This window comes from Paraperibacillus marinus, from assembly GCF_046237605.1.
Lineage (GTDB): Bacteria > Bacillota > Bacilli > Bacillales > DSM-1321 > Paraperibacillus > Paraperibacillus marinus.
The window spans coordinates 324,426-344,475 of sequence record NZ_CP143542.1 but is presented as its reverse complement, the minus strand read 5'-3'; the positions used below and the strand labels follow the sequence as shown (position 1 = coordinate 344,475).

Below are 20,050 nucleotides of genomic sequence, written 5' to 3'. Positions count from 1 at the left end.
TTTTGACTCCTCAAGAATGTGATGTAAAGCTATAAAGCTTTGATGCGATGAAGATTACTCTACAGCCATTTTCGACTTTTTCGGCATGGTATGGATGCTCTCCCCTTTAAATGCTTCCGCTGCTTCGAGCAATGCCTCACCAAGGGCAGGGTGGGGACAGGATGGAAAGATAAGATCTTCATCCCGGGCAGCCATCTCAAGCGCCTGGATTCCGGCGGAGGCAAGTTCCATTGCGCCTTCACCGATCATATGGACTCCAAGGAGGATATCGGTCTTCCTGTCAAAAACAAGCTTGGCGATTCCCTCTTTTCTCCCGGTCAGTTCTGCATAACCGCTGGCACTGAACGCAAACTCCCCTGTGCCCGTGTCATATCCCTGGTCCATGGCCTCCTCTTCCGTCAAGCCTGCCCTTACAGCCGGCGGCCGGGTCCTTGCGGTATAAGGAAGGAAGCGGAAATCATTCTCGGTGTTCCGCCCTGCAATGGTTTCAGCCGCAGTCTTTCCCTGTTTTATTGCTTTAGCTGCGAGCTTCACGCCTGGAGTAATGTCGCCGACAGCAAAGATGCCCGGGAGCGAGGTCCTACCAGTCCTGTCGACTTTGAGATATCCGTCCGGAGTCACGGCAAGCCCGATCCTTACAGCCCCCAATTCCTCCAGTTCCGGCCTGATCATAGATGTGTAAAAGAGATGGCTCCCTTCGATCACCTTTATGCCTTTTTTTCCAGAGAGATGCACAGCGGCGCCTGTTTCGGAGACTTGAGCACGCTCTGCCCCGCACCCAGCCTCAACAGCAATTCCCTTTTTCTTCAGGATGCGCCTCAGTTCCCTGTTGATGGATGAATCGAATGGGAAGTCTGATTTGCCCTCATCCAGGATCAGACAAACCTCTGAACCAAATATCCGGAAGTTCATCGCCATTTCGAGCGCAATGTAATCACTGCCATAAACAATCAGCCGCTCCGGCACTTCCCCGAGGTTTGTAATCGTCCAGGGGTCAAGGACACGCGGACTTTCAGCCTGGATGAACGGGGGAGCTTCCGGCTTGCCGCCGGCTGCAATGATGGCATGCTTGAACCGGAAGACCTCATAGCTGTTTTCACTTTCCACTCCCACCTTATCCGGGGAGACAAAAAATGCATTTCCTTTTATCATTTCAATTTTATTGGCACGGCAGAGGGCCTCCACACCTGAACGGAGCCGGCTTACTGTCTCGTCTTTCCGCTGGATTAGACATGATAGATCAAAACGGAGATTTTCCGCCATGATGCCCCACTGTTCGTGATCCATGGCAGAAGCCAGGCGTTCTGCTCCATGGGAAAATACTTTGGATGGAATGCAGCCCTTATTAAGGCAGACTCCACCCAAATTTTCTTTTTCTATGAGGGTGACATGGCTGCCAAGCTGCGCAGCCCTGATCGCGGCGTGATATCCCCCCGGTCCGCCGCCGATGATCACAAGATCCTTCTCGTGCGCCAATTCACCTACCACCATTTAAATCAGCTCCAGGAAAAGCATTTTTGGGTTTTCTATCAGTTCGGCAAACCGGTTTGTGAATTTTACGGCCAAAGCACCGTCTGCCACCCGGTGATCAAATGACATGGAGATGTTCATGATGGACCGGATGGCAATTTCATCCTGATCTGTCACCACAGGCCTTTTTTTCGTCTTATGGAAAGAAACGAGGGCCGTCTGGGGATGCTGGATGATTGGGGTCGCCCCGATGCTGCCGCCGAGCGGGCCAACATTGCTGATGGTAAACGTGCCGCCTGATATATCCTTCACAGAAAGCTTATCTTCCAAGGCGCGGCGGGTCAGCTCCTTCATTTCTTCCCCGATAACCCGCAGGCTCTTTTTTTCCACATGCCGGAGGACAGGCACGATCAGCCCCTCGGGCGCGTCCACGGCAATCCCGATATGATGATCCTTGATCAGCCTGATTTTTTCTTCCTTTTCATTCAGTTCTGCATTGAAGACCGGGAACTCTTTGAGCGCAATGGATAATGCTTTAATAAAGAAACAGGAAGCTGAAACCGGCCTGCCTGAAGCCTTAAGCTCCTCCCGGATTTCCATCAGCCCGGTTACATCAATTTCCTCAAAATGCGTGCAGTGGGGAATGGTATAGACCGAGGAGGCCATCGCTTTTCCAATTTGTTTCCGGCGCCCGCGGAATGGAATAATGTCATCACCCGCATTCTTTCTCTGAAAAAACTCCCGAATTTCCTTCTTTGCTGAGGAACTCTTTTCTTCCTTGATTACAGGTCCTTTTGCCTCCGACAGTGCGAGCACGTCCTCATCAAGGATCCTTCCTGAAGGCCCAGATCCTTGTACAGCGTTTAAATCAATGCCAAGCTCCCTGGCTATTTTCCTTGTATAAGGAGAAGCCAGAATCCTTTCCGGCACTGAGCGCGGCTGTAGGGGAGCGGATATTCCTGTGGATTGCTTGCTTGGAAAAGAATATTCTGGTTCTGACTGGGCGCCGGATGGTTCATGCAAATCTTCCATGATAAGCAGGGTCGTGCCGACCTTGACCGACTGGCCTGCTTCTATAAGAATGTTTTTGATAATGCCCGGCCGGGGAGCGGGAATTTCCGCAGTCATTTTATCTGTCTGGACCTCCACCAGCGGTTCATCCGCCTTGACCACATCCCCCGCCTTAACCAGGAAGCAATTAATAGCAGCCTCTGTCATTCCTTCGCCTATATCGCTGAGCTTTACTTCAACCACGCGGACACCTCCTAAAACGTCATCACTTTTTTTATCCCCGCAGCCACCCGCTCAGGTGTCGGCAGATAATGATCCTCGAAGCCAAAGTAAGGGACGGGGGCATCATAGCCTGTGACTCTCTCTGCCGGTGCTTTCTGATAGAGGAAGGCTTCATCATTGATCAGGCTGATGATATCAGCCCCTGTGCCGCCCGTGGAATGCGCCTCATGGACAATCACGGTACGCCCCGTTTTTTGGACAGATTCTATGATGAGTTCCCGGTCAAGAGGATACAATGTTCGCAAATCCAGGACCTCACATTCAATTCCCTGTTCCTTCATTTCCTGGCACGCCTTCATCGCGACAGGCACCATCGCTCCCCAGCAGACCACCGTCACATCGCTTCCCTCGGTAAGCTTCCTCCCTTTCCCGATCTCCACCAGATACCTGCCTTCGGGAACCTCATCCCTTGCCGAGCGATAGCTCTTCATCGGCTCGAGGAACAATACGGGATCCGGATCTTCAATGGCAGAGATCATCAAGCCCTTCGCGTCATAAGCGCTGGACGGGCAGACCACCTTGATTCCCGGCATATGGGTGAACAGGGATTCCGTGCTGTCACAATGGATCTCAGGTGCCCGGACACCCGCACCATACGGAGCCCGGATGACCATCGGTACAGAATAATGGCCGAGCGTTCTCATCCGGAGCCTTGAGGCATGAGTCATAATCTGTTCGAAAGCCGGGTAGATGAAGCCAAGGAACTGAATCTCGACGACTGGGCGGAAGCCGCCTGCTGCCATGCCGATTGCTGCACCGACAAAGCCGGCCTCGCTCAAGGGAGTATCCATCACCCGCTCATATCCGTACTTTTCCTGCAGCCCCTCGGTAGCCCGGAACACCCCGCCGTTCACACCGATGTCCTCACCGAGCACAATCACATCCTCATGCTCCGAAAGCATAACATCCAGTGCATCTCTCACCGCTTCCACGAGAGTCAGTGTTCTTACCTTTTGTGCCGTCTTCACAGCGATCCCTCCCCGGCCAGCTCAAGATAGGCGTTCTTCTGCTTTTCAATCGTCCATGTCGGCTTTTCAAATACATAGTCAAAGATCACAGCAGGATCGGCTGCCGGATAGCTCTCCATTTCAAGGATGGCCGCATCGATTTCGGCACCTGCTTCCTCCTCCACAGCCTTCACCCAGTCAGGATTCCAGGCTCCTTCATTCTGCAGCCAGCGTTCCAGCCGGAGGAGAGGATCTGATTCTGTCCTTCGTGCGGCACTTTCAGACTGGTCACGGTATTTGGACGGATCATCCGCTGTCGTATGGGCGCCATACCTCCAGGTCAGCGCCTCGATAAGTGTCGGCCCGCCGCCGTCACGTGCCCGCTCCAGCGCAAGGCTGGTCTGAATATATACTGCAAACACATCGTTCCCATCCACGCGCACTCCGTCCATATCATAGGCGACCGCCTTCTGGGCAATGGTTCTTGAATTCATCTGTCTGCTAACCGGTACAGAGATCGCATACTGGTTATTTTGATTGAAATACACAACAGGCGATTTGAACACACTGGCAAAATTCAAGCCCTCATGGAAATCTCCTTCAGAGGTTGCTCCGTCCCCAAAATAGCAGATCGCTGCATTCCTCGTGCCCTTCCTCTTTTCAGCGAGGGCAGCGCCGGCTGCGTGCGGAATCTGGGTCGCAATCGGGATGGCCGGCGGGAAAATCTTTCTATCCGGCGGCGGTACACAGCCTTCATTCCGCCCGTTCCAGAAAAGGAGGATATTCCGGAGCGAATGGCCAAAAATCATGGCTGCTCCATGATCCCGGTAAGTCGGGAACATCCAGTCGCCAGCCGCAAGCGCAAGTGCGCTTCCCGCCTGTGATGCCTCCTGTCCTTCAAACGGCGCATACGTCCCGATCCGCCCCTGCCGCTGCAAACTGACCGCCTTCCGGTCAAACCTTCTGATTCTAACCATTTCCCTGTAAAACATCTTAACCCGCTCAACAGTCACAAGATCCCTGTGCTCGCCGGACATAAGATTTCCATTCTCATCCATCACTTGGAAAATCGGAAAAGACTTATCCATGTTCTCCTCCTCCTGAACTTAATGCGCCCGGCTTAAAGGCAGGTACAGCGCCAGCCCTGCCTGTGAATCCACGCTTTTTAAGGAGGCCGTAAAGCTCCTGCCATTCTGCCAGATTCTAATTTCTGCCGGGCTTACCTCGGCCGCCGCAGTCAGTCAATCAATCTTTTATTCTCTTACTTTTCCAAAGCAATCAGACCCTCACTGCCCACTTCGGCCGTTTCATATGGGAAAAGAAGCTGTTCCTCCGTGTGCTTGCTTCGATCCTTTTCTCGCAGAACATATTGGCTGCTTCGATGGTGGTCATGCCTTCACGTTCCGCATAACTGTAGATATTCTGAAGAGAGTTATAGATAGCCTTTGTCTTTCTAAGAACTCTTTCTTTGTTGGGGGAATACAATTCATCTGCAACCTGGATCAGGCCGCCGCTGTTGACGATATAATCCGGTGCGTACAGAATTCCGTTTTCTTGGAGTATCCTGCCGTGCCTTTCTTCCTGAAGCTGATTATTCGCAGATCCTGCAACAGCCTTGACCTGCAGTTCGGGGATGGTGGTATCGTTGATGATGCCGCCCATGGCACATGGAATAAACACATCGGCCGGCCGTGAATAAATTTCGCTGCTTTCAACCGCCTTCACTGCGGCCCCGGCTGAGCGGGCCTTCTCAAGGATGGCGTCCACAGCCGCTTGATTGATGTCTGTGACATATAACTGCGCTCCGCTGTCGATCAGCACCTCTGCCACCTTGAAGCCTACCTTGCCAAGGCCCTGGATGCTGTAGGTTTTTCCAGATAAGTCATTGCTGCCCCAGATGGCATTGTTTGTTGCCTGCAGCCCGTAAATCACTCCCTGCGCCGTCGGGATGGATGAGTCGCCGCTTCCGCCGTACACTTCATCCACACCGACGATGCAGTTGGTTTCCTTTAAGGCATGAATGAAATCCTCAGGGGAGGTGCCCATGTCAGTTCCTGTGTAGAACCGGCCATTCAGGGATTCAACGAATTGCCCGAAGGCCCTGAAGAGCTCCGGGCTTTTATCGCTCGCCGGATCTCCGATGATAACCGCCTTGCCGCCGCCAAAATCAACATCGGCCGCAGCACATTTGTATGTCATCCCCTTCGACAGGCGCAGTACATCCTGAAGTGCGGCATCGACTGTTCCATATGGATGCATTCGGCAGCCGCCCAGGGCCGGGCCGAGACGTGTGCTGTGGATGGCGATGATAGCCTTCAGACCTGTGGACTCGTCATTGCAGAATACAACCTGTTCATGCTCTCTGATTTTCTCAAACATAAACTTTTCTCCTTTATCGCGCTGAATTATGTTAGCGCTTTCATTTTTATTCAGAACCTCACTGGTTTCCATTTATCATCCCCGCAATCCTTTCCTTGGGCAGGATCATTTGTGTAACTTCCCCCGTCCCGATTGTCATGCCTCCGCTTTCAGCCTTCACACTGGTAACCACCTGATTCCTGCTAAGTGCGGATACAGCTGCTGTCACCCTGACTGCTGCGCCTTCTGTGCATGGTGCCAGGTGTCTGACCGATACAGCACCACCCATCCCTTCTTCGTGATCCTCAAGAAACGGAAGGATGATCAGCCTTGAAGCCCATTCCATATGGTAGACCATTGATACTGTAGAATAAACGGGATGAACCGGCACCCCCTCAAACTGTGCAAACATTTCCCTGGTGACTGTGATATCGACCGAGGCAGTTTTCCCTAAAGCAAGACCTGACCGCATGTGGACCACCTGCTTTTACCCTAAATATGTATAACGTTATTTCAACGCTATCATAACATTACGTTAAATTTGCGGTCAATTAATTGTTAGAAATTTTTATATATTCAATAAATTATATAATTGGAAGCTTACAGACTCTCCTCAGGGTCCCATACCTGACAGAGCATGGAACGGGTTCACAGGCACTGCGGCCGCCGTTTCCTGACACAAAAAAAATGCCCCCTTTCAGGACATTTTCAAATCATCTGTGAAGCACCCGTCAGCTGTCCTTTTGCTTCTTGTACCATGCGGGTAACAAGTTCCCTGACAGATGGGATGTCTGTGATCAAGCCTGAAATCTGGCCGCCGTTCATGAACCCGTGCTCTTCGTCCCCTTGCAGCGCCCCCAGCTTATGCTGCTCCTCTGTTGTCAGCAGGGCGAACTCTTCCGGGCTGATCCCATTCTTCTCGGCCAGCAGCAGGCCATCGGCATAAGGTGATTTCAACAGCCGCCGGATCTTTCCGGCTGTTCGTCCCACAATCACCGTATCATGGTCGGATGCAGCGAGTATCTTCTGCTTATATGTATCATGAAAAGGCGCTTCCTTCGTCGCTATGAATCTGGTTCCCATCTGGACACCGGATGCACCAAGAACAAGCATGGCTGCAAGGCCGCGGCCATCGCCTATTCCCCCCGCTGCCGCGACAGGTATAGTCAGAGCCTGGACAATCTGCGGGATTAGGGCAAGGGTGGTCGTTTCCAGACTGGAATTAATCCCGGCTGCCTCATAGCCCTCAGCAGCGACGATATCCGCTCCGGCTGCTTCTGCCTTTAATGCGTGCTTTACAGACGCTGTGACTACGATGACCTTGATTCCCTCCTCCTTCAGCCGCGGAATGAAGGGGGCCGGATTGCCTGCCGATAAAGTGACTGTGCTCAGTCTGTGCTTTACCGCAAGCCTCAGGATGTCCTTTGGGTCAAGAGATACGCCAAGCGCCACATTCAGCGAGAAAGGCTTTGAAGTTCTTTTCTTCGTATCCAGGATGATTTTTTCAACCTCTTCCGTCCCCATGGTCCCGGCACCTATCGTCCCCAGTGCACCAGCCTCCGATACCGCTGCCGTCAGGATGCTGCTGCTGATGTTCCCCATCCCCCCCTGTATGATTGGATATTGAATTCCTAACACCCGAGTCAGTTGATTCACAAAAATACCCTCCTTCGTAAAAATAATGTTATACTAACTTTAAAAGTTAGACAATTCAGAAAAGGGGTTTTTCTATGATTCTATCCTATCTCGATAAAAAACCAAAAGTGGATCCCTCTGTATTTCAGGCTCCCGGCAGCTATATCATAGGGGATGTGGTCATTGGAAGGGAGTCCAGTGTCTGGTTCAATGCCGTCCTCCGCGGGGATGAGGACACAATCACCATCGGTGAACGCTGCAGCATCCAGGATAATGTCACCTGCCACTTGTATGAGGGCTCACCCCTTGTCATTGAAGATGAAGTCACAGTCGGCCATAACGCAATCCTCCACGGCTGTACCATCCGGAAAAGGTGCATTATCGGCATGGGCTCAACCATCCTTGATGGAGCGGAAATCGGAGAGGAATGCATCATCGGCGCCAACACACTCATCCCAGCCGGCAAAATCATACCGCCGCGTTCCCTTGTCGTCGGCTCACCAGGAAAGCCCGTCCGTGAAATCGGCAGCAGAGACCTGGAGCTCATCCAGCTATCGATCGATACATATGTCCAAAAAGGCAGGGAATACAGCACGAACCTGGCAGGAGATCCTGTCTGATTCATAAAAAAAGAGGATGCCCCCAGACGTTGTTCTGTTGGAGCATCCCTTCTTTCATTGTTAAACGGCATCGTTCGGCTGCACGAGGCTGCAGAACTGTTCCAGAGATAAAAATTCTATGATTTTTGTAGATTTTCATTCTTTTTAATTCATTTTCTGTAGATTTCTCTTTTGCACACTGCTATTTAATTATTTTATATAGTTAGAGTGTCATCAGCATCGCAGTCCAGGCCCGTTACTTGCGGAAATGCAGCCATTACTTGCGGAAATCGGACGTTTACTTGCCAATTTAGGATTTTACTTGCGGAAACCTCAAGTTTACTTGCGGGAACGGCCGCTTTACTTGCGTTTCTACATCTTACGCCTTCCCGCTATAGAATATAAGGATGATCTAATATATCATAATCCTGGTCTTTGTTCCCGAGAACGTTGCCTTCCTTAAAGACAGCTTCAAAAAATCTGGAAGCAGGCTCTGCCAGCTCCTTATAATAGTCACTGAACAGGGAGGCTGCATGGCTCCCTAGCCACTTGTCCGGCAGCAGCTCCTCCGGAAGGCCGGGGTCGACGAACAAAAATTTCCGGTATTCATGAACCAGCTTCGCCCGCTCGACAAAGCACTCGGCATCGGTCAGCTGGCCTTTTTGTATTTTGTTTTTATCAATGATGTACTTCTGGCTGTATGTACTGATGAACTCCTGATACTTCGCATTGATGTCCTCAAGGTCCCAGCTTTTTTCCACCAGCCTCTGGTTCTCATGCGGACCCTTATACTCTGCCGTAAAAAAATCGACATAGGGCTGAATTTCATATTTCTCGATCAAATCGCCAACCTGCTTTTCCAGATTATTAGCCGACAGCCAGGTACTGTTGGACATGGTTCCAAATCCGCTCCAGATCAGCTCTTTCCTGAGTTCATCCCGGACGCTCCGGATTTCCTCGGGGATGGAGTACATGAGGATCCTCCATTTCCCATCCCACTCCTCAGGCTTCAGCTTGAAAATCCGCTTGGCTGCCTCATCGATTCTCTTCTGCCCGCGTTCTGTCAAAGAATAATAGCTTTTATTCCCAATCTTCTCCGCCTGCACCCATTCCTGCTTATTCATCCTGGAAATTGCCGCCCTGACAGACTGGTCGTTATGGCCGAATTCATTGAGCAGCCTGATCAGGCTCCCAATCCAAATCTTGCTTCCATAATGAGAAATATAGTCACCATAAAGGGTAAAAATCATTGATCGTGTATTCAATCCTATGTCATCCTTAATAAATTATTGTAGAACGGAAAATAACCGTCATAGGAGTATATTATCAGTATATTTACTATTTTGCAAAAACACTTAAGAGACCCGTGGACATCCCCCCCCCCCCGGGCCATTGGTTTAATTCATAACACGAATCACTCTCCGGTAAAAACAGGCTTACGCTTTTCAACAAAAGCATGCAGAGCCTCTGTCCGGTCCCGGGTGGGAATGATCCTTTCATAGGCTTCTGCCTCGATCGCAAGTCCTGTTTTAAGGTCTGTTCCCATGCCGGCTGAGATCGCATGCTTAGCACTCCTCACAGCAAGGGGGGCATTATGCAGGATTTCAGCGGCAAGCTTTCTGGCAGCCGCGAAAACTTCCTCTGCGGGCACCACCCCTGTGAGGATGCCGAGCTGGAAAGCTTCCCGGGCAGTAATCTTCCTGGCTGTGAGGATTAATTCCTTTGCCCTCATTTCCCCAATGAGCCGAGGCAGCCTCTGGGTCCCGCCCGCTCCCGGGATGATGCCCCAGCTGACTTCGGTGAGTCCCATGACTGCCGTGTCTGCCGCAAAGCTGAAATCACAGGCTAGCAGCAGTTCAAAGCCGCCGCCAAACGCTGCTCCGTTCACCGCTGCAACCGTCGGCTGTGGAAGCTCGGCCACCGACTGCAGGACCTCCAGAATCTTCTTTACATTCCGGCGCACACCAGCCTCCGATAAATCCTTCCTCTCCTTCAGGTCCGCTCCTGCACAGAAAGCCCGGTCTCCCGCCCCTGTAAAGATGACGGCGCGGATAGAGGTGTCCGTATGGAGTTTTTCAACAATCTGTCCGAGCTCTGTCAGCATTTCATAATCAAGGCTGTTCAAGGCATGCGGACGATTGAGAGTAATGACGGCGATATGATTTTGGGCTGTATATTCTATATTCTTCATTCTGAATTCCCTTCAGCTTCCACAATGGCGGCAATTCCCTGGCCGACGCCGACACACATGGCCGCCATGCCGTACCTCGTCCCCCGCCTTTTCATTTCATGCAGCAGGGTGGTCATGATTCGGGCACCGCTCGCACCGAGCGGATGGCCGAATGCTATGGCGCCTCCATTCACATTGACCTTCTCCTCCGGGATGCCCAGTTCCCGGATGCATGCGAGCGATTGGGCTGCAAATGCCTCGTTCAGTTCGATCAAGTCCAGATCCGCAATAGACAGGCCGGCTCTTTTCAGCGCTTTTTTTACAGCCTGAACAGGACCGATGCCCATAATGGAGGGTTCGACCCCTGCAGATGCCGAAACAACATAGCGGGCAAGCGGCACTATCCCCAGTTCATCCGCCTTCTCCCGGCTCATCATGAGGAGGGCAGATGCCCCGTCATTCACTCCTGAAGAATTTCCTGCTGTTACAGACCCGCCCTCAAACAGCGGCTTCAGCCCCGATAGTTTTTCCACGGTCGTTCCGGGCCGGGGATGCTCATCCTGCACAATGATGGTTTCCTTCCCCTTTTTATCCTGGATGGCAACAGGGACAATCTCAGACTGGAGCCTGCCGGATGCGGCGGCACGCTCGGCCTTGGCCTGGCTTTCTGCCGCAAACTGGTCCTGTTCCACTCTGCTGATTCTATATTTCACAGCTACATTCTCAGCGGTCCGGGGCATGGAATCTGTCCCATACATGCCGTGGAGGCGGCTATTGATGAAGCGCCATCCTATGGTCGTGTCGAACAGCTCCATATTGCCCCGCGGAAACTCCCCTTGAGGCTTCGCCATAACAAACGGGGCGCGGGTCATGCTCTCCGTTCCGCCTGCGATAAAAATATCACCCTCACCGGAAAGAATGGCCCGGGCACAATAATTGACTGCATCAAGCCCGGAGCCGCAAAGCCGGTTGATGGTCGTGCCCCCCGCTGACACAGGGAGACCTGCCAAAAGGCTCGACATTCTGGCCACATTCCGGTTATCTTCACCGGCTCCGTTGGCATTGCCAAATACGACCTCTTCAATTTCCTCCGGCGGGACAGCCGGATTCCGGTCCATCAATGCCTTTATTACGACTGCGCCGAGGTCATCAGGACGGACGCTCCTCAAGGCCCCATTATACCTGCCGATCGGCGTGCGGACGGCGTCCACTATGACAGCTTCTCTCACTTTCCGCTTCACTCCTCTTTCAAAACATGCTCTAGCAGTTTATTAGACTTCCTGCAGAAAAAGAATCAGGGATTCCTGGATAATTCTCCAGCCTTAGTATATTCATATACACCGCGTCCAGTTTTTCTGCCCAGCCGCCCTGCTTTCACATACTGTTCCAGAAGTGGTGCAGGCCGGTATTTCTCTCCAAGCTTTTTATGGAGATACTTCAAATTGTTGAGCCTTGTATCAAGACCGACCAGATCCCCAAGCTCAAAGGGACCCATAGGGTAATTCAAGCCAAGCCGGATGGCTTTATCGATCTCTTCCGGGGTGCCTACACCCTCCTGCAGCATAAAGAAGGCTTCATTTCCGACAAGGGCGCTAATCCTGCTGGTGACAAAGCCTGGAAACTCGTTCACCACTACCGTCTCCTTGTTCATCTGAACAGCCGCCGCCCTGATGGCTTCTGCCGTTTCGTCGCTTGTTTCAAGGCCGCGGACAATTTCAACGAGCTTCATCTTATGTACCGGATTAAAAAAGTGCATGGCGATGACCTTCTCAGGCCGTCTGGTGAAAGAAGCGATTTCAGTCGGGCTCATCGTCGAGGTGTTGGTCGCAAACAGGCAGTGGCCGGGAGCGTGCTGATCAATCACTTCAAAGATGGTCTTCTTGATTTCCAGCTTTTCCGGGACAGCCTCGATGATTAAATCCGCTTCCCTCACATGCTCTGTCAGGAAGTTTGAAAAAGAGAGCCTGCTTAAGGCTTCGTCCCTGTCTGAAGGAGTCAGCTTTCCGCGTGAAACGCCCCCATCAAATATCCGGTGAATCTCCTGCTCTGCGTTTTCCAGCTGCCTCTCATCCACATCGATCAGCGACGTCTGAAAGCCGCCGGTACAGCCAGCGTACGCTATGCCCCGGCCCATCACACCGGAGCCGATTACAACCAATCTTTTCATCACGGTGAACCCCCTTCATACAAATGACAGTCAGCCCCTCATCTATAGGGGTCCGATTCACATCATCGTCTTACAGTTATCTTCCTTACTGTCATCACAATCGCCGGCTCCTTAGGCGGTATCATTTCCCTGTGAAAACAGCTTTCCGCTTTTCCAAAAAAGCCTGAACACCCTCAAGATGATCAGCGGTCTTTCCGGCAATTCTCTGTCCCTGTGCGTCGCGCTCCAGAAATGGTTCAAGAGGGGTATGCCAGCTCGCCTTCAAATTCCTTTTGATCAGCCCGATCGCCTTTGTGGGCAGGGATGCCAGCCGCTCTGCGAAGGCTGAACTCTCCGCCTCCCAGGATTCTTCGGGATAGACGGCCGTGACGAGCCCCAGTTCCAGCGCTTTTGCAGCTGTAACCTTTTCACCCAGCACAGCAAGCTCCATGGCCTTTGCATGACCGATGATCCGGGGAAGATAATAGAGGTTGCCGGCATCCGGAATCAGCCCGACATGGATGAATGCCTCCAGGAAGCTCGCCTTAGCAGAGGCAATGCGGAAGTCACAGGCAAGGGCCAGGCTCATGCCCGCTCCCGCTGCCGCTCCGTTCACCGCTGCAATCACCGGCTTTTCACAGCGGTCAAGCTCAAGCAGCATTGGATTATACCGCGTCCTCAACACTTCGCCGTGATCCATTTCATGGGAAACTCCTTCAAGATCCTGACCGGCACAAAATGCCCGGCCGGCGCCGGTGATGACGAGTGCCCTCACATCGCTGTCCCGGGAAGCCTGTTTAAAAGCGGCCTGAAGCTCCCCATTGAGCTCTGCATTAAACGCATTCAGCCTGTCGGGCCGATTCATGGTGATATAGGCCACATGATTTTTCACTTCATATAAAACAGTCTCATACACGTTATATAACCTCCTATTTTCCTTTGAACTGAGGCGGGCGTTTTTCTTTAAAAGCCCTCATGCCTTCTTTTTGGTCCTCGGATGAAAATAAAAGATAAAAGTTCTTCCGTTCATACTGCATCCCTTCATACAGAGAATAATCCACGGCTTTCAGGACAGCCTCCTTGATCAGCCTGACAGAAAGCGGCGCCTGTGCTGCCAGGTTTTCCGCAAAGCGGAAGGTCTCCTCAAGGAGCACTTCCTCAGAAAAGACAGAATTGATCATCCCGAATTGCAGGGCTTCCCGGGCTGATATCCGGCTCCCGGTCATCAGCCATTCCATTGCTTTGGTTTTGCCGGCAAGCTTGGTCAGCCGCTGCGTACCGCCTGCACCCGGCATGATGCCGAGCTTCACTTCCGGAAAGCCGAACTCGGCATGTTCTGATGCAAAAAGGATGTCACAGCAGAGGGCGAGCTCAAAGGCCCCTCCGAGTGCAAAGCCGTGGACGGCGCCGATCACCGGTTTCTTCACGAGGGCCAGCCGGTCCCAGTCCGTAAATTGATTCAGGGTCTCAAGCATCACCGGATCTGCTTCCATCATTTCATCAATGTCTGCTCCTGCTGCAAATGCCCGGCCCCTGCCCGCAAGGACCATGACCTTCACAGCAGGATCCCGGTCCCAGGCTTCCATCGCGGCCAGGATCTCCGCAATCATCTGCCGGTTCAGGGCATTCAGCACCTCCGGGCGGTTGAGTTCAATAAAGCCGATCTCCCCAATCAGAGATGTTTCAATATATTCAAAGCTTCTATTCATCCCGTTCCTCACCGATCATCATTGTGACAAGATCACCCGCAAAGCTCATAACATCCTTGCCGGATGCCCTGCCTTCATCAGACTTCATGCCGGCCTTCAGCGCCTCATGGCTGTCATAATACATCTCACACATCAGGTAATACTTGCCTTCTCCGCCCATCGGACTTCCCGTGATCCTGGTAACTTCCATTTTCCGGAGCCCCGGGATTTTCGCCGTCAGCGGCGCATGTGTCTCAAAATAATGTTTATCGAAGGCTTCTTTGTTTTCAGGATGCTTGTATAAGGCTATCAGTTTTACCATATGGAATCTCTCCTCTTTTTTAAAAGTCTGTTTTGGCTGTCGAACGAAGGTTGACTTCCGTTCCAGGTACTCCACCTGCGCGGGGCGGGCAGTCAGCCTCCTCTGCTTCGCCTGCGGGGTACCACCTGTCCCGCATTGAAAAGCGGAGAACGGTGCCTGCTAAATGTAATAATATGAAAAGGTCCATGTTCATACTTTTATATTTATAGCATCAACTAATTTAGCAGGCAGAGACCCGACCAGCATAAGACGATTCGACTATGGGGAGTGCTTTTCTCCCCATAGACGGATTGGCTTATGACTCGAGGGTCTCAGTTCACAGCTAGATCAGGCGTCTCGCACCTTACACTCCAATCAACCTTGTTTAACCATGTATTCCTCACAAATCAAACTTCAGAAAACAGCATCGTTAGATAAATGTTACATAAGTGTAGATACCGGCTTCATCGCCTCGAATGGATTTTTGCATCCCCTGCAGTAGAGGATGCTCCGGCACGCAGTGGGGCCGAATAGATTTTCCATTGTGGTGTAGGTGGAGCCGCAGTAGGGGCAGTCAGCCTGCCATTCTCCAGTCTCGCTGATGAAGCGGGGCGGCGGGGCGATGCCGAATTCCTTCAGCCTCTGCCTGCCCATGGCGGTTACCCGGTCTGATGTCCATGGCGGATGGAAGACAAAGACTGCTTCCACTCCCTGGACTCCCGGCAGGGTGCCGACTGCAAGTCTTACATTCTTCTTTATGATCTCAAGGGCGGGACAGCCCATGAAGGTAGGAAGTAGTTTAATAGAAACAAAGCCTTCCGGCGAGATAGCCACTTCCTCTGCCATTCCCAATTCAATGATGGAAATCGTATCAATCTCAGGATCTTTGACCGAATTCAGGGCTGCTATCACTTCTTCCTTCGATACCATGCACATCCCCCTCACCAGGTCGCCGCTTTATCCAGGCAGTATACCTCCGACAGAGTTTCGAGCGCCGCAGCCAGGTCTGCTGTATGTATCCCATCACGGCCGTTTCCGCTTCTTGTGCCAAACGACTCCGGCATCACGAGCCCAAGCGTCCCATATACCGGAAGAATTCCCTGAAGCCAGCGTGACTGCAGCTCCTTTCCCGAATCAATCAGCTTCAGCCTGATCATGTCCGGCTCCGTGTCACCGAGCGAAAAAATTCCACCCAAATCCTCATACACCCGCATCATGGCCGCCTCCATTCTCACACCCGCCTCACCGCCGGCAGCTACAAGCTGTGTGAACCATGTTTTCCAGTGCAGAAGATGGTAATAGAGCTCGATATTCACCTTGACAGCCGCCTCTGCAAGCGGAATGTAAGATGAATTTTTTAAGGCTTCAACCTTTACTTTTTTTACGCTTGTGTAAAAATAGCTCCGTACCACCGCAAAGGCCCAATCATACTGCGGCTCTTCCAAATAAGTTCCCGGCCCGTTCACCAGCTCGAGGAGCACCGCATTCCTGCGCTCTGCAGCAGGGCGGCTGTGGGCCAGGTCATTGGCGTCGCCCCGGCCGAGTTCCTCAAGCAGCTGATAAAACATCGCGGCATGCCCCATCGTATCCTGGCTGATGGAAGAATACGCCACATCCTCCTCGATATGCGGGGCAAGGCCCAGCCATTCAGAGCCGCGGTATGCATGGATGAAATCATCATCCGCCAGCTGAAGGAGAAGCTCTGTGACAGCCTGCAGGAAATCCTCGTCCTTTATCGCATCTTCACGTGTCAACCTCATTTTCCAGGCTCCCCTCCCCATGACATGATTTCATTTTCATCCAGCATGCCCTGTTCATAGGCACGCCACTTCTTTTTCAGGTATCCATACCCTTTTGTATTGCGGTAATCTTTGTTATCAAGCCTCTGGAGCGCCTGGCGTTCCGGCAGGGTCATTTTGCGGATATCCTCCCTCTTTACAACCCAGATATCAGCCGCAGGCTCTCTTCTCATGAAGTTCTCCTGAGCCATCACCAGGGCAAGCTCATGGTTTGGCGCAAGCAGTGAAAATTGGTATTGAAGCGGGGAGGTGTCGCTGCGCTTGCTGAACACCTCAAACTCGCTGTAAAAACTGTTGCCCGGCACTTTTTCTCCTCCTTTTTGCAGGCTGGGAAGCGTTTAAGCCTTCCTGCCCAGCGCCTCGATGACCCATCTGTTAGTATGATAGGATATTTCACGGAGCCGCAGCCGATCCCTCGATTTTGGCCCATTATTTCTGATGATCTGCTTGAACACTTCCCAGTCAGGCTGTCTGTACTTCCACTTTCCTTCTGATGCGTCAAAATGCATCGTCTCATCAGGAAGCTTCAGTCCAAGCGAGAGGACCCTCGGGATATATTTTGTGAAAAAATCCTGCCGCAGCTCCTCATTCGTCTTGGTCCTGATTTTGTATTTCATGGTGATGTCCTGTTTAGACGTCCCGGTCGTCGATGCATCTCCCGGCCCGAAGAACATCAGCAGGGAATCCCACCAGCGGTCAATGGAATCCTGGATCATGGATCTTTGCTCCGGAGTGCCTTCCGCGAGCGCCATAATTATTGACTCCCCGTGCTGGGCGTGGAAAACCTCCTCGGCACAGATCCTTTTCAACGCCCTGGCATATGGACCGTAGGAAGCGTTCAGCATATTGGTCTGTGTGATGATGGCTGCACCGTCCACAAGCCAGCCGATGAGGCCTGCATCTCCCCATGTCCGCGCCTCCATATGGAAGACATTATGGAATTTCAGCTCTCCGGACAGCAGGCTGCCGATGATATCCTCCCTCGTTTTCCCGAGCGGCTTCATCAGATCCTCCGTGACCCGGAGCAGCAGCTGCCCATGGCCCATTTCATCCTGGACCTTGGCCATGATGCCGAGCTTCCTAGAGAGAGAGGGCGCTTTTGGTACCCACTCTTTTTCAGGGAGCGCCCCCATAATCTCGCTGATTCCATGCATGGAAATCAGCTTGATGAGCGTCAGGCGGTAGTCATCGGGCATCCAGTCATCTGCTTCGATCTTTTCACCCGCTTCGATCCGCTCCATAAAAAGGGCACACTTTTCTTCCTCTGACATCACATCGCTGAAAAATGAACTCACCATGCGGCTGTAACCTCCTCCTATTCAATCTCTTCATACAACGCCCGTCCCGCTGAGGTCCCCTTTAATCAGTCTTACGGCCTTTCCTTCTGACCTCGGAATCGTCTTTGGAACCAGGACCTTCACCTCCATGGAAATGAGGCAGTGGCTTTTCAGGGCTGCCGTAACGCGCTCCTCCAGGAATCGGACGGCTTGAGAATTCCTGCCTGCTTCCGCAAAGAAAGACTCGCTCATTTCCGCCTGGAGCTCAAGCCCCTTCAATGAACCTCTCTGCATGATTCTGATCTGGTAATGCGGGGCAAGCTCCTCAATCCCGAGGAGACATTGCTCAATCTGTGAAGGGAATACATTCACGCCATTGATGATCAGCATGTCATCAAGCCTTCCTTTTACTCTGGACATCCTCGCTGTCGTGCGGCCGCAGAGACACCGCTCCCTTGTGATGGATCCAATATCGCCGGTCCGGTAGCGGATGATCGGGAATGCTTCCTTCGTCAGGCTTGTAAACACGAGCTCCCCTTCCTCCCCGTCAGGCAGGGGTAGAAGGGTGGCCGGGTCGATGATCTCAAGCAGGAAATGGTCTTCCGCGATATGGAGGCCATCCTGCGCCTCATGGCACTCACAGCCGACACCCGGTCCGAGCACCTCGCTAAGGCCGTAAATGTCACAAGCTTTGATGCCGAGCTTTTCCTCCAGAGTCCTTCTCATTTCCCCGGACCAGGGTTCTGCACCGAATATCCCATATTTAAGGGAGGTGCCGCGCGGGTCCTTTCCCATTTCCTCCATGGTTTCTGCGATATTCAGCGCATAGGAGGGTGTAGCACATAATACATCCGGCCTGAAGTCCTCAATCAGCATAATCTGCCTTGCCGTGTTGCCACCCGAGACAGGAACGGTTACCATGCCGAGCGCTTCGCTTCCGTAATGCAGGCCGAGTCCGCCGGTGAACAGCCCATAGCCATATGCGTTATGCAGCACCATGCCGGGTACGCCTCCGGCCAGGGCAATCGAACGGGCGGCCAGCTGCCCCCACATCTCGATATCCCTTTTTGTATATCCTGCCACAGTCGGTTTTCCGCTTGTGCCGGAGGAAGCATGAATTCTGACCAGATCTTTGCGTGGTACCGCCAGCATCCCGAACGGATAAGCGTCCCTAAAATCGGATTTAACTGTAAAAGGAAGCGCTTTCAATTCTTCCAGACAATTAAGCTGTGTGAAACCCTCACCCAGCTTTTGGCGGTAAAAAGGAACATGCCGATATGCCTTATCCAGTGTGTGCTTAAGTCGATCAAGCTGCATTTCTTCTATAGACTGCCTGTCTTCCGTTTCAAAGCTATGAAGAATCAAAGCCTCCCCCTCACTTTGCGGATAATTTATATTACGTTATATATACGCAATATCAATTTATTGTTATACTTTATTCCAAAGATACCCTGTATTTTACCCTGTGTCAATTGTTTTCAGAAAATTACAATAAACGACTCTGGCATTCCAATGTCCCTTATTTCAGGAGACATTTAAGTAATCCTGAGGAGTTCCATAATAGAAAATGCCTTGATTTTCAGGGAACACAGATTGAAAGCGGATATAAATCGGGGCTGAGAGGAGCTCCGGATAGCGCTGATACAGACTTGCATCTCCATTTACGATTCCCTTTAAGGCTGTCTTCATCTCTTTCTTAAAAATGCTATAACGGAAGCTTGCAATCTCCTTCTTGAATTCGCCGCCATCCACATACGCACTGCCCCATAGATAAAGGTTTCCATCACTTCCTCCCTTCCAGGCAGCCAAAACTTCATCCCGCAGGCCCGGATTGATTGCCTTATAGTTATAGACCAGTCCAATATCTAATAAAAGCTGTCCCGTCACATCGGAATGGGTAAGCGTATATTTCCTCCCCAGCAGCGGCCAAAAAGGCCCCGCCGGCTCGATCAGCCGTACCGTCAATTTTTCTGGATGAAATCCAGACATAAGCTCCCTCCTAAGAATTCCTGAATATTTATGGATATGCCGGCGGATGCCGGCCTGCCTGGGGACATGGAGGTGAAAATAGGAAAAAGGCCTTTTCGGTTCAGACAGAAAAAAGAATAAGTGAATAGGCATACATAAAAATATCATTAAGGCGTTCCTGACCAGTAGTTAAACCGCTGAAAGGCATGGACTTGTCCAAAGATTATACATACAAAAAAGCCCTTCCGTTGAAAAGAAGGACTTTTTTCTCAGCTCCTAATTAAACCTCCGGATAAAATTATAGAGATGTTATTTTCTAATTACTTATCACCCAGTAAACATCTAATAAATAGAAAAAGAATAGTATTTTATTAGTACCACTGCTATAATTTTCTTGTA

Annotated in this window: 21 protein-coding genes; 1 reads left to right on the top strand and 20 read right to left on the bottom strand. The window is 51.7% G+C overall.

The genetic code is table 11. From position 1 onward, the window contains the following. Positions 1–54 precede the first annotated feature (54 nt). The 7 genes from V1498_RS01880 to V1498_RS01850 form a co-directional block, all read right to left on the bottom strand. Entirely contained in the window at positions 55–1,491 is a 1,437-nt protein-coding gene (locus V1498_RS01880) for a dihydrolipoyl dehydrogenase family protein (protein ID WP_409296636.1), read from the bottom strand. After that, positions 1,492–2,688: a dihydrolipoamide acetyltransferase family protein gene (locus tag V1498_RS01875; protein ID WP_409299096.1), complete on the bottom strand. Its 1,197-nt coding sequence runs from the start codon at positions 2,686–2,688 to the stop codon at positions 1,492–1,494. A gap of 47 nt (positions 2,689–2,735) precedes the next feature. Continuing rightward, positions 2,736–3,731 (bottom strand): alpha-ketoacid dehydrogenase subunit beta, encoded by a 996-nt coding sequence (locus V1498_RS01870; RefSeq protein ID WP_409296635.1) that lies wholly within the window; start codon positions 3,729–3,731, stop codon positions 2,736–2,738. Further along, positions 3,728–4,798: a pyruvate dehydrogenase (acetyl-transferring) E1 component subunit alpha gene (gene pdhA, locus V1498_RS01865; protein ID WP_409296634.1), complete on the bottom strand. Its 1,071-nt coding sequence runs from the start codon at positions 4,796–4,798 to the stop codon at positions 3,728–3,730. The genes V1498_RS01870 and pdhA overlap by 4 nt, the downstream gene beginning before the upstream one ends. A 190-nt stretch (positions 4,799–4,988) precedes the next feature. Continuing rightward, complete coding sequence (locus tag V1498_RS01860; RefSeq protein ID WP_409296633.1) at positions 4,989–6,089, bottom strand: Leu/Phe/Val dehydrogenase; 1,101 nt, start codon at positions 6,087–6,089, stop codon at positions 4,989–4,991. Between the two features lie 58 nt (positions 6,090–6,147). Continuing rightward, on the bottom strand, positions 6,148–6,540 hold the full coding sequence (locus tag V1498_RS01855; RefSeq protein WP_409296632.1) for a thioesterase family protein: 393 nt from the start codon (positions 6,538–6,540) through the stop codon (positions 6,148–6,150). A 236-nt stretch (positions 6,541–6,776) separates the two neighbouring features. Continuing rightward, positions 6,777–7,724 carry an NAD(P)H-dependent flavin oxidoreductase gene (locus V1498_RS01850; protein ID WP_409296631.1) on the bottom strand — a complete coding sequence of 316 codons (948 nt, stop codon included), beginning with the start codon at positions 7,722–7,724 and terminating at the stop codon, positions 6,777–6,779. Positions 7,725–7,798: 74 nt separating this feature from the next. Here V1498_RS01850 and V1498_RS01845 point away from each other — a divergent pair, with 74 nt between their 5' ends. After that, positions 7,799–8,323: a gamma carbonic anhydrase family protein gene (locus tag V1498_RS01845; protein WP_409296630.1), complete on the top strand. Its 525-nt coding sequence runs from the start codon at positions 7,799–7,801 to the stop codon at positions 8,321–8,323. Positions 8,324–8,694: 371 nt separating this feature from the next. Here the strand turns inward: V1498_RS01845 and paaX are convergent, their stop codons facing one another. The 13 genes from paaX to V1498_RS01780 all read right to left on the bottom strand — a co-directional run bounded on the left by paaX (position 8,695) and on the right by V1498_RS01780 (position 19,672). Next, on the bottom strand, positions 8,695–9,567 hold the full coding sequence (paaX, locus tag V1498_RS01840; RefSeq protein ID WP_409296629.1) for a phenylacetic acid degradation operon negative regulatory protein PaaX: 873 nt from the start codon (positions 9,565–9,567) through the stop codon (positions 8,695–8,697). A 149-nt stretch (positions 9,568–9,716) separates the two neighbouring features. Continuing rightward, positions 9,717–10,493, bottom strand: a complete 777-nt coding sequence (locus V1498_RS01835; protein ID WP_409296628.1) for an enoyl-CoA hydratase-related protein — start codon at positions 10,491–10,493, stop codon at positions 9,717–9,719. Then, entirely contained in the window at positions 10,490–11,701 is a 1,212-nt protein-coding gene (locus V1498_RS01830; RefSeq protein WP_409296627.1) for an acetyl-CoA C-acyltransferase, read from the bottom strand. The genes V1498_RS01835 and V1498_RS01830 overlap by 4 nt, the downstream gene beginning before the upstream one ends. Positions 11,702–11,766: 65 nt before the next feature. Further along, the gene (locus tag V1498_RS01825) at positions 11,767–12,642 is read right to left on the bottom strand and encodes a 3-hydroxyacyl-CoA dehydrogenase (protein ID WP_409296626.1); all 876 of its coding nucleotides are present in this window, start codon (positions 12,640–12,642) and stop codon (positions 11,767–11,769) included. Between the two features lie 118 nt (positions 12,643–12,760). Next, on the bottom strand, positions 12,761–13,534 hold the full coding sequence (locus V1498_RS01820) for an enoyl-CoA hydratase-related protein (RefSeq protein WP_409296625.1): 774 nt from the start codon (positions 13,532–13,534) through the stop codon (positions 12,761–12,763). 13 nt (positions 13,535–13,547) lie between these two features. After that, positions 13,548–14,327: an enoyl-CoA hydratase/isomerase family protein gene (locus tag V1498_RS01815; RefSeq protein ID WP_409296624.1), complete on the bottom strand. Its 780-nt coding sequence runs from the start codon at positions 14,325–14,327 to the stop codon at positions 13,548–13,550. After that, on the bottom strand, positions 14,320–14,628 hold the full coding sequence (locus V1498_RS01810; RefSeq protein WP_409296623.1) for an EthD family reductase: 309 nt from the start codon (positions 14,626–14,628) through the stop codon (positions 14,320–14,322). Before V1498_RS01810 ends, V1498_RS01815 begins: the two co-directional genes overlap by 8 nt. A gap of 420 nt (positions 14,629–15,048) precedes the next feature. Next, on the bottom strand, positions 15,049–15,537 hold the full coding sequence (gene paaD, locus V1498_RS01805) for a 1,2-phenylacetyl-CoA epoxidase subunit PaaD (RefSeq protein WP_409296622.1): 489 nt from the start codon (positions 15,535–15,537) through the stop codon (positions 15,049–15,051). Between the two features lie 11 nt (positions 15,538–15,548). Beyond that, positions 15,549–16,367: a 1,2-phenylacetyl-CoA epoxidase subunit PaaC gene (gene paaC / locus V1498_RS01800; protein WP_409296621.1), complete on the bottom strand. Its 819-nt coding sequence runs from the start codon at positions 16,365–16,367 to the stop codon at positions 15,549–15,551. Then, entirely contained in the window at positions 16,364–16,711 is a 348-nt protein-coding gene (gene paaB / locus V1498_RS01795) for a 1,2-phenylacetyl-CoA epoxidase subunit PaaB (protein ID WP_409296620.1), read from the bottom strand. Before paaB ends, paaC begins: the two co-directional genes overlap by 4 nt. A 33-nt stretch (positions 16,712–16,744) precedes the next feature. After that, positions 16,745–17,704, bottom strand: a complete 960-nt coding sequence (gene paaA / locus V1498_RS01790; RefSeq protein ID WP_409296619.1) for a 1,2-phenylacetyl-CoA epoxidase subunit PaaA — start codon at positions 17,702–17,704, stop codon at positions 16,745–16,747. Positions 17,705–17,734: 30 nt separating this feature from the next. Further along, positions 17,735–19,048 (bottom strand): phenylacetate--CoA ligase family protein, encoded by a 1,314-nt coding sequence (locus tag V1498_RS01785; RefSeq protein WP_409296618.1) that lies wholly within the window; start codon positions 19,046–19,048, stop codon positions 17,735–17,737. A gap of 159 nt (positions 19,049–19,207) precedes the next feature. Beyond that, positions 19,208–19,672 carry a staygreen family protein gene (locus tag V1498_RS01780; protein WP_409296617.1) on the bottom strand — a complete coding sequence of 155 codons (465 nt, stop codon included), beginning with the start codon at positions 19,670–19,672 and terminating at the stop codon, positions 19,208–19,210. Positions 19,673–20,050 lie beyond the last annotated feature (378 nt).

What these genes read in the sequence shown, in the direction of transcription:
- V1498_RS01880 (WP_409296636.1), bottom strand. Translation starts at nt 1,491, where the DNA reads ATGGTGGTAGGTGAATTGGCGCACGAGAAGGATCTTGTGATCATCGGC.
- V1498_RS01875 (WP_409299096.1), bottom strand. Translation starts at nt 2,688, where the DNA reads ATGACAGAGGCTGCTATTAATTGCTTCCTGGTTAAGGCGGGGGATGTG.
- pdhA (WP_409296634.1), bottom strand. Translation starts at nt 4,798, where the DNA reads ATGGATAAGTCTTTTCCGATTTTCCAAGTGATGGATGAGAATGGAAAT.
- V1498_RS01860 (WP_409296633.1), bottom strand. Translation starts at nt 6,089, where the DNA reads ATGTTTGAGAAAATCAGAGAGCATGAACAGGTTGTATTCTGCAATGAC.
- V1498_RS01855 (WP_409296632.1), bottom strand. Translation starts at nt 6,540, where the DNA reads ATGCGGTCAGGTCTTGCTTTAGGGAAAACTGCCTCGGTCGATATCACA.
- V1498_RS01845 (WP_409296630.1), top strand. Translation starts at nt 7,799, where the DNA reads ATGATTCTATCCTATCTCGATAAAAAACCAAAAGTGGATCCCTCTGTA.
- V1498_RS01835 (WP_409296628.1), bottom strand. Translation starts at nt 10,493, where the DNA reads ATGAAGAATATAGAATATACAGCCCAAAATCATATCGCCGTCATTACT.
- V1498_RS01815 (WP_409296624.1), bottom strand. Translation starts at nt 14,327, where the DNA reads ATGAATAGAAGCTTTGAATATATTGAAACATCTCTGATTGGGGAGATC.
- V1498_RS01810 (WP_409296623.1), bottom strand. Translation starts at nt 14,628, where the DNA reads ATGGTAAAACTGATAGCCTTATACAAGCATCCTGAAAACAAAGAAGCC.
- paaD (WP_409296622.1), bottom strand. Translation starts at nt 15,537, where the DNA reads ATGGTATCGAAGGAAGAAGTGATAGCAGCCCTGAATTCGGTCAAAGAT.
- paaC (WP_409296621.1), bottom strand. Translation starts at nt 16,367, where the DNA reads ATGAGGTTGACACGTGAAGATGCGATAAAGGACGAGGATTTCCTGCAG.
- paaA (WP_409296619.1), bottom strand. Translation starts at nt 17,704, where the DNA reads ATGGTGAGTTCATTTTTCAGCGATGTGATGTCAGAGGAAGAAAAGTGT.
- V1498_RS01780 (WP_409296617.1), bottom strand. Translation starts at nt 19,672, where the DNA reads ATGTCTGGATTTCATCCAGAAAAATTGACGGTACGGCTGATCGAGCCG.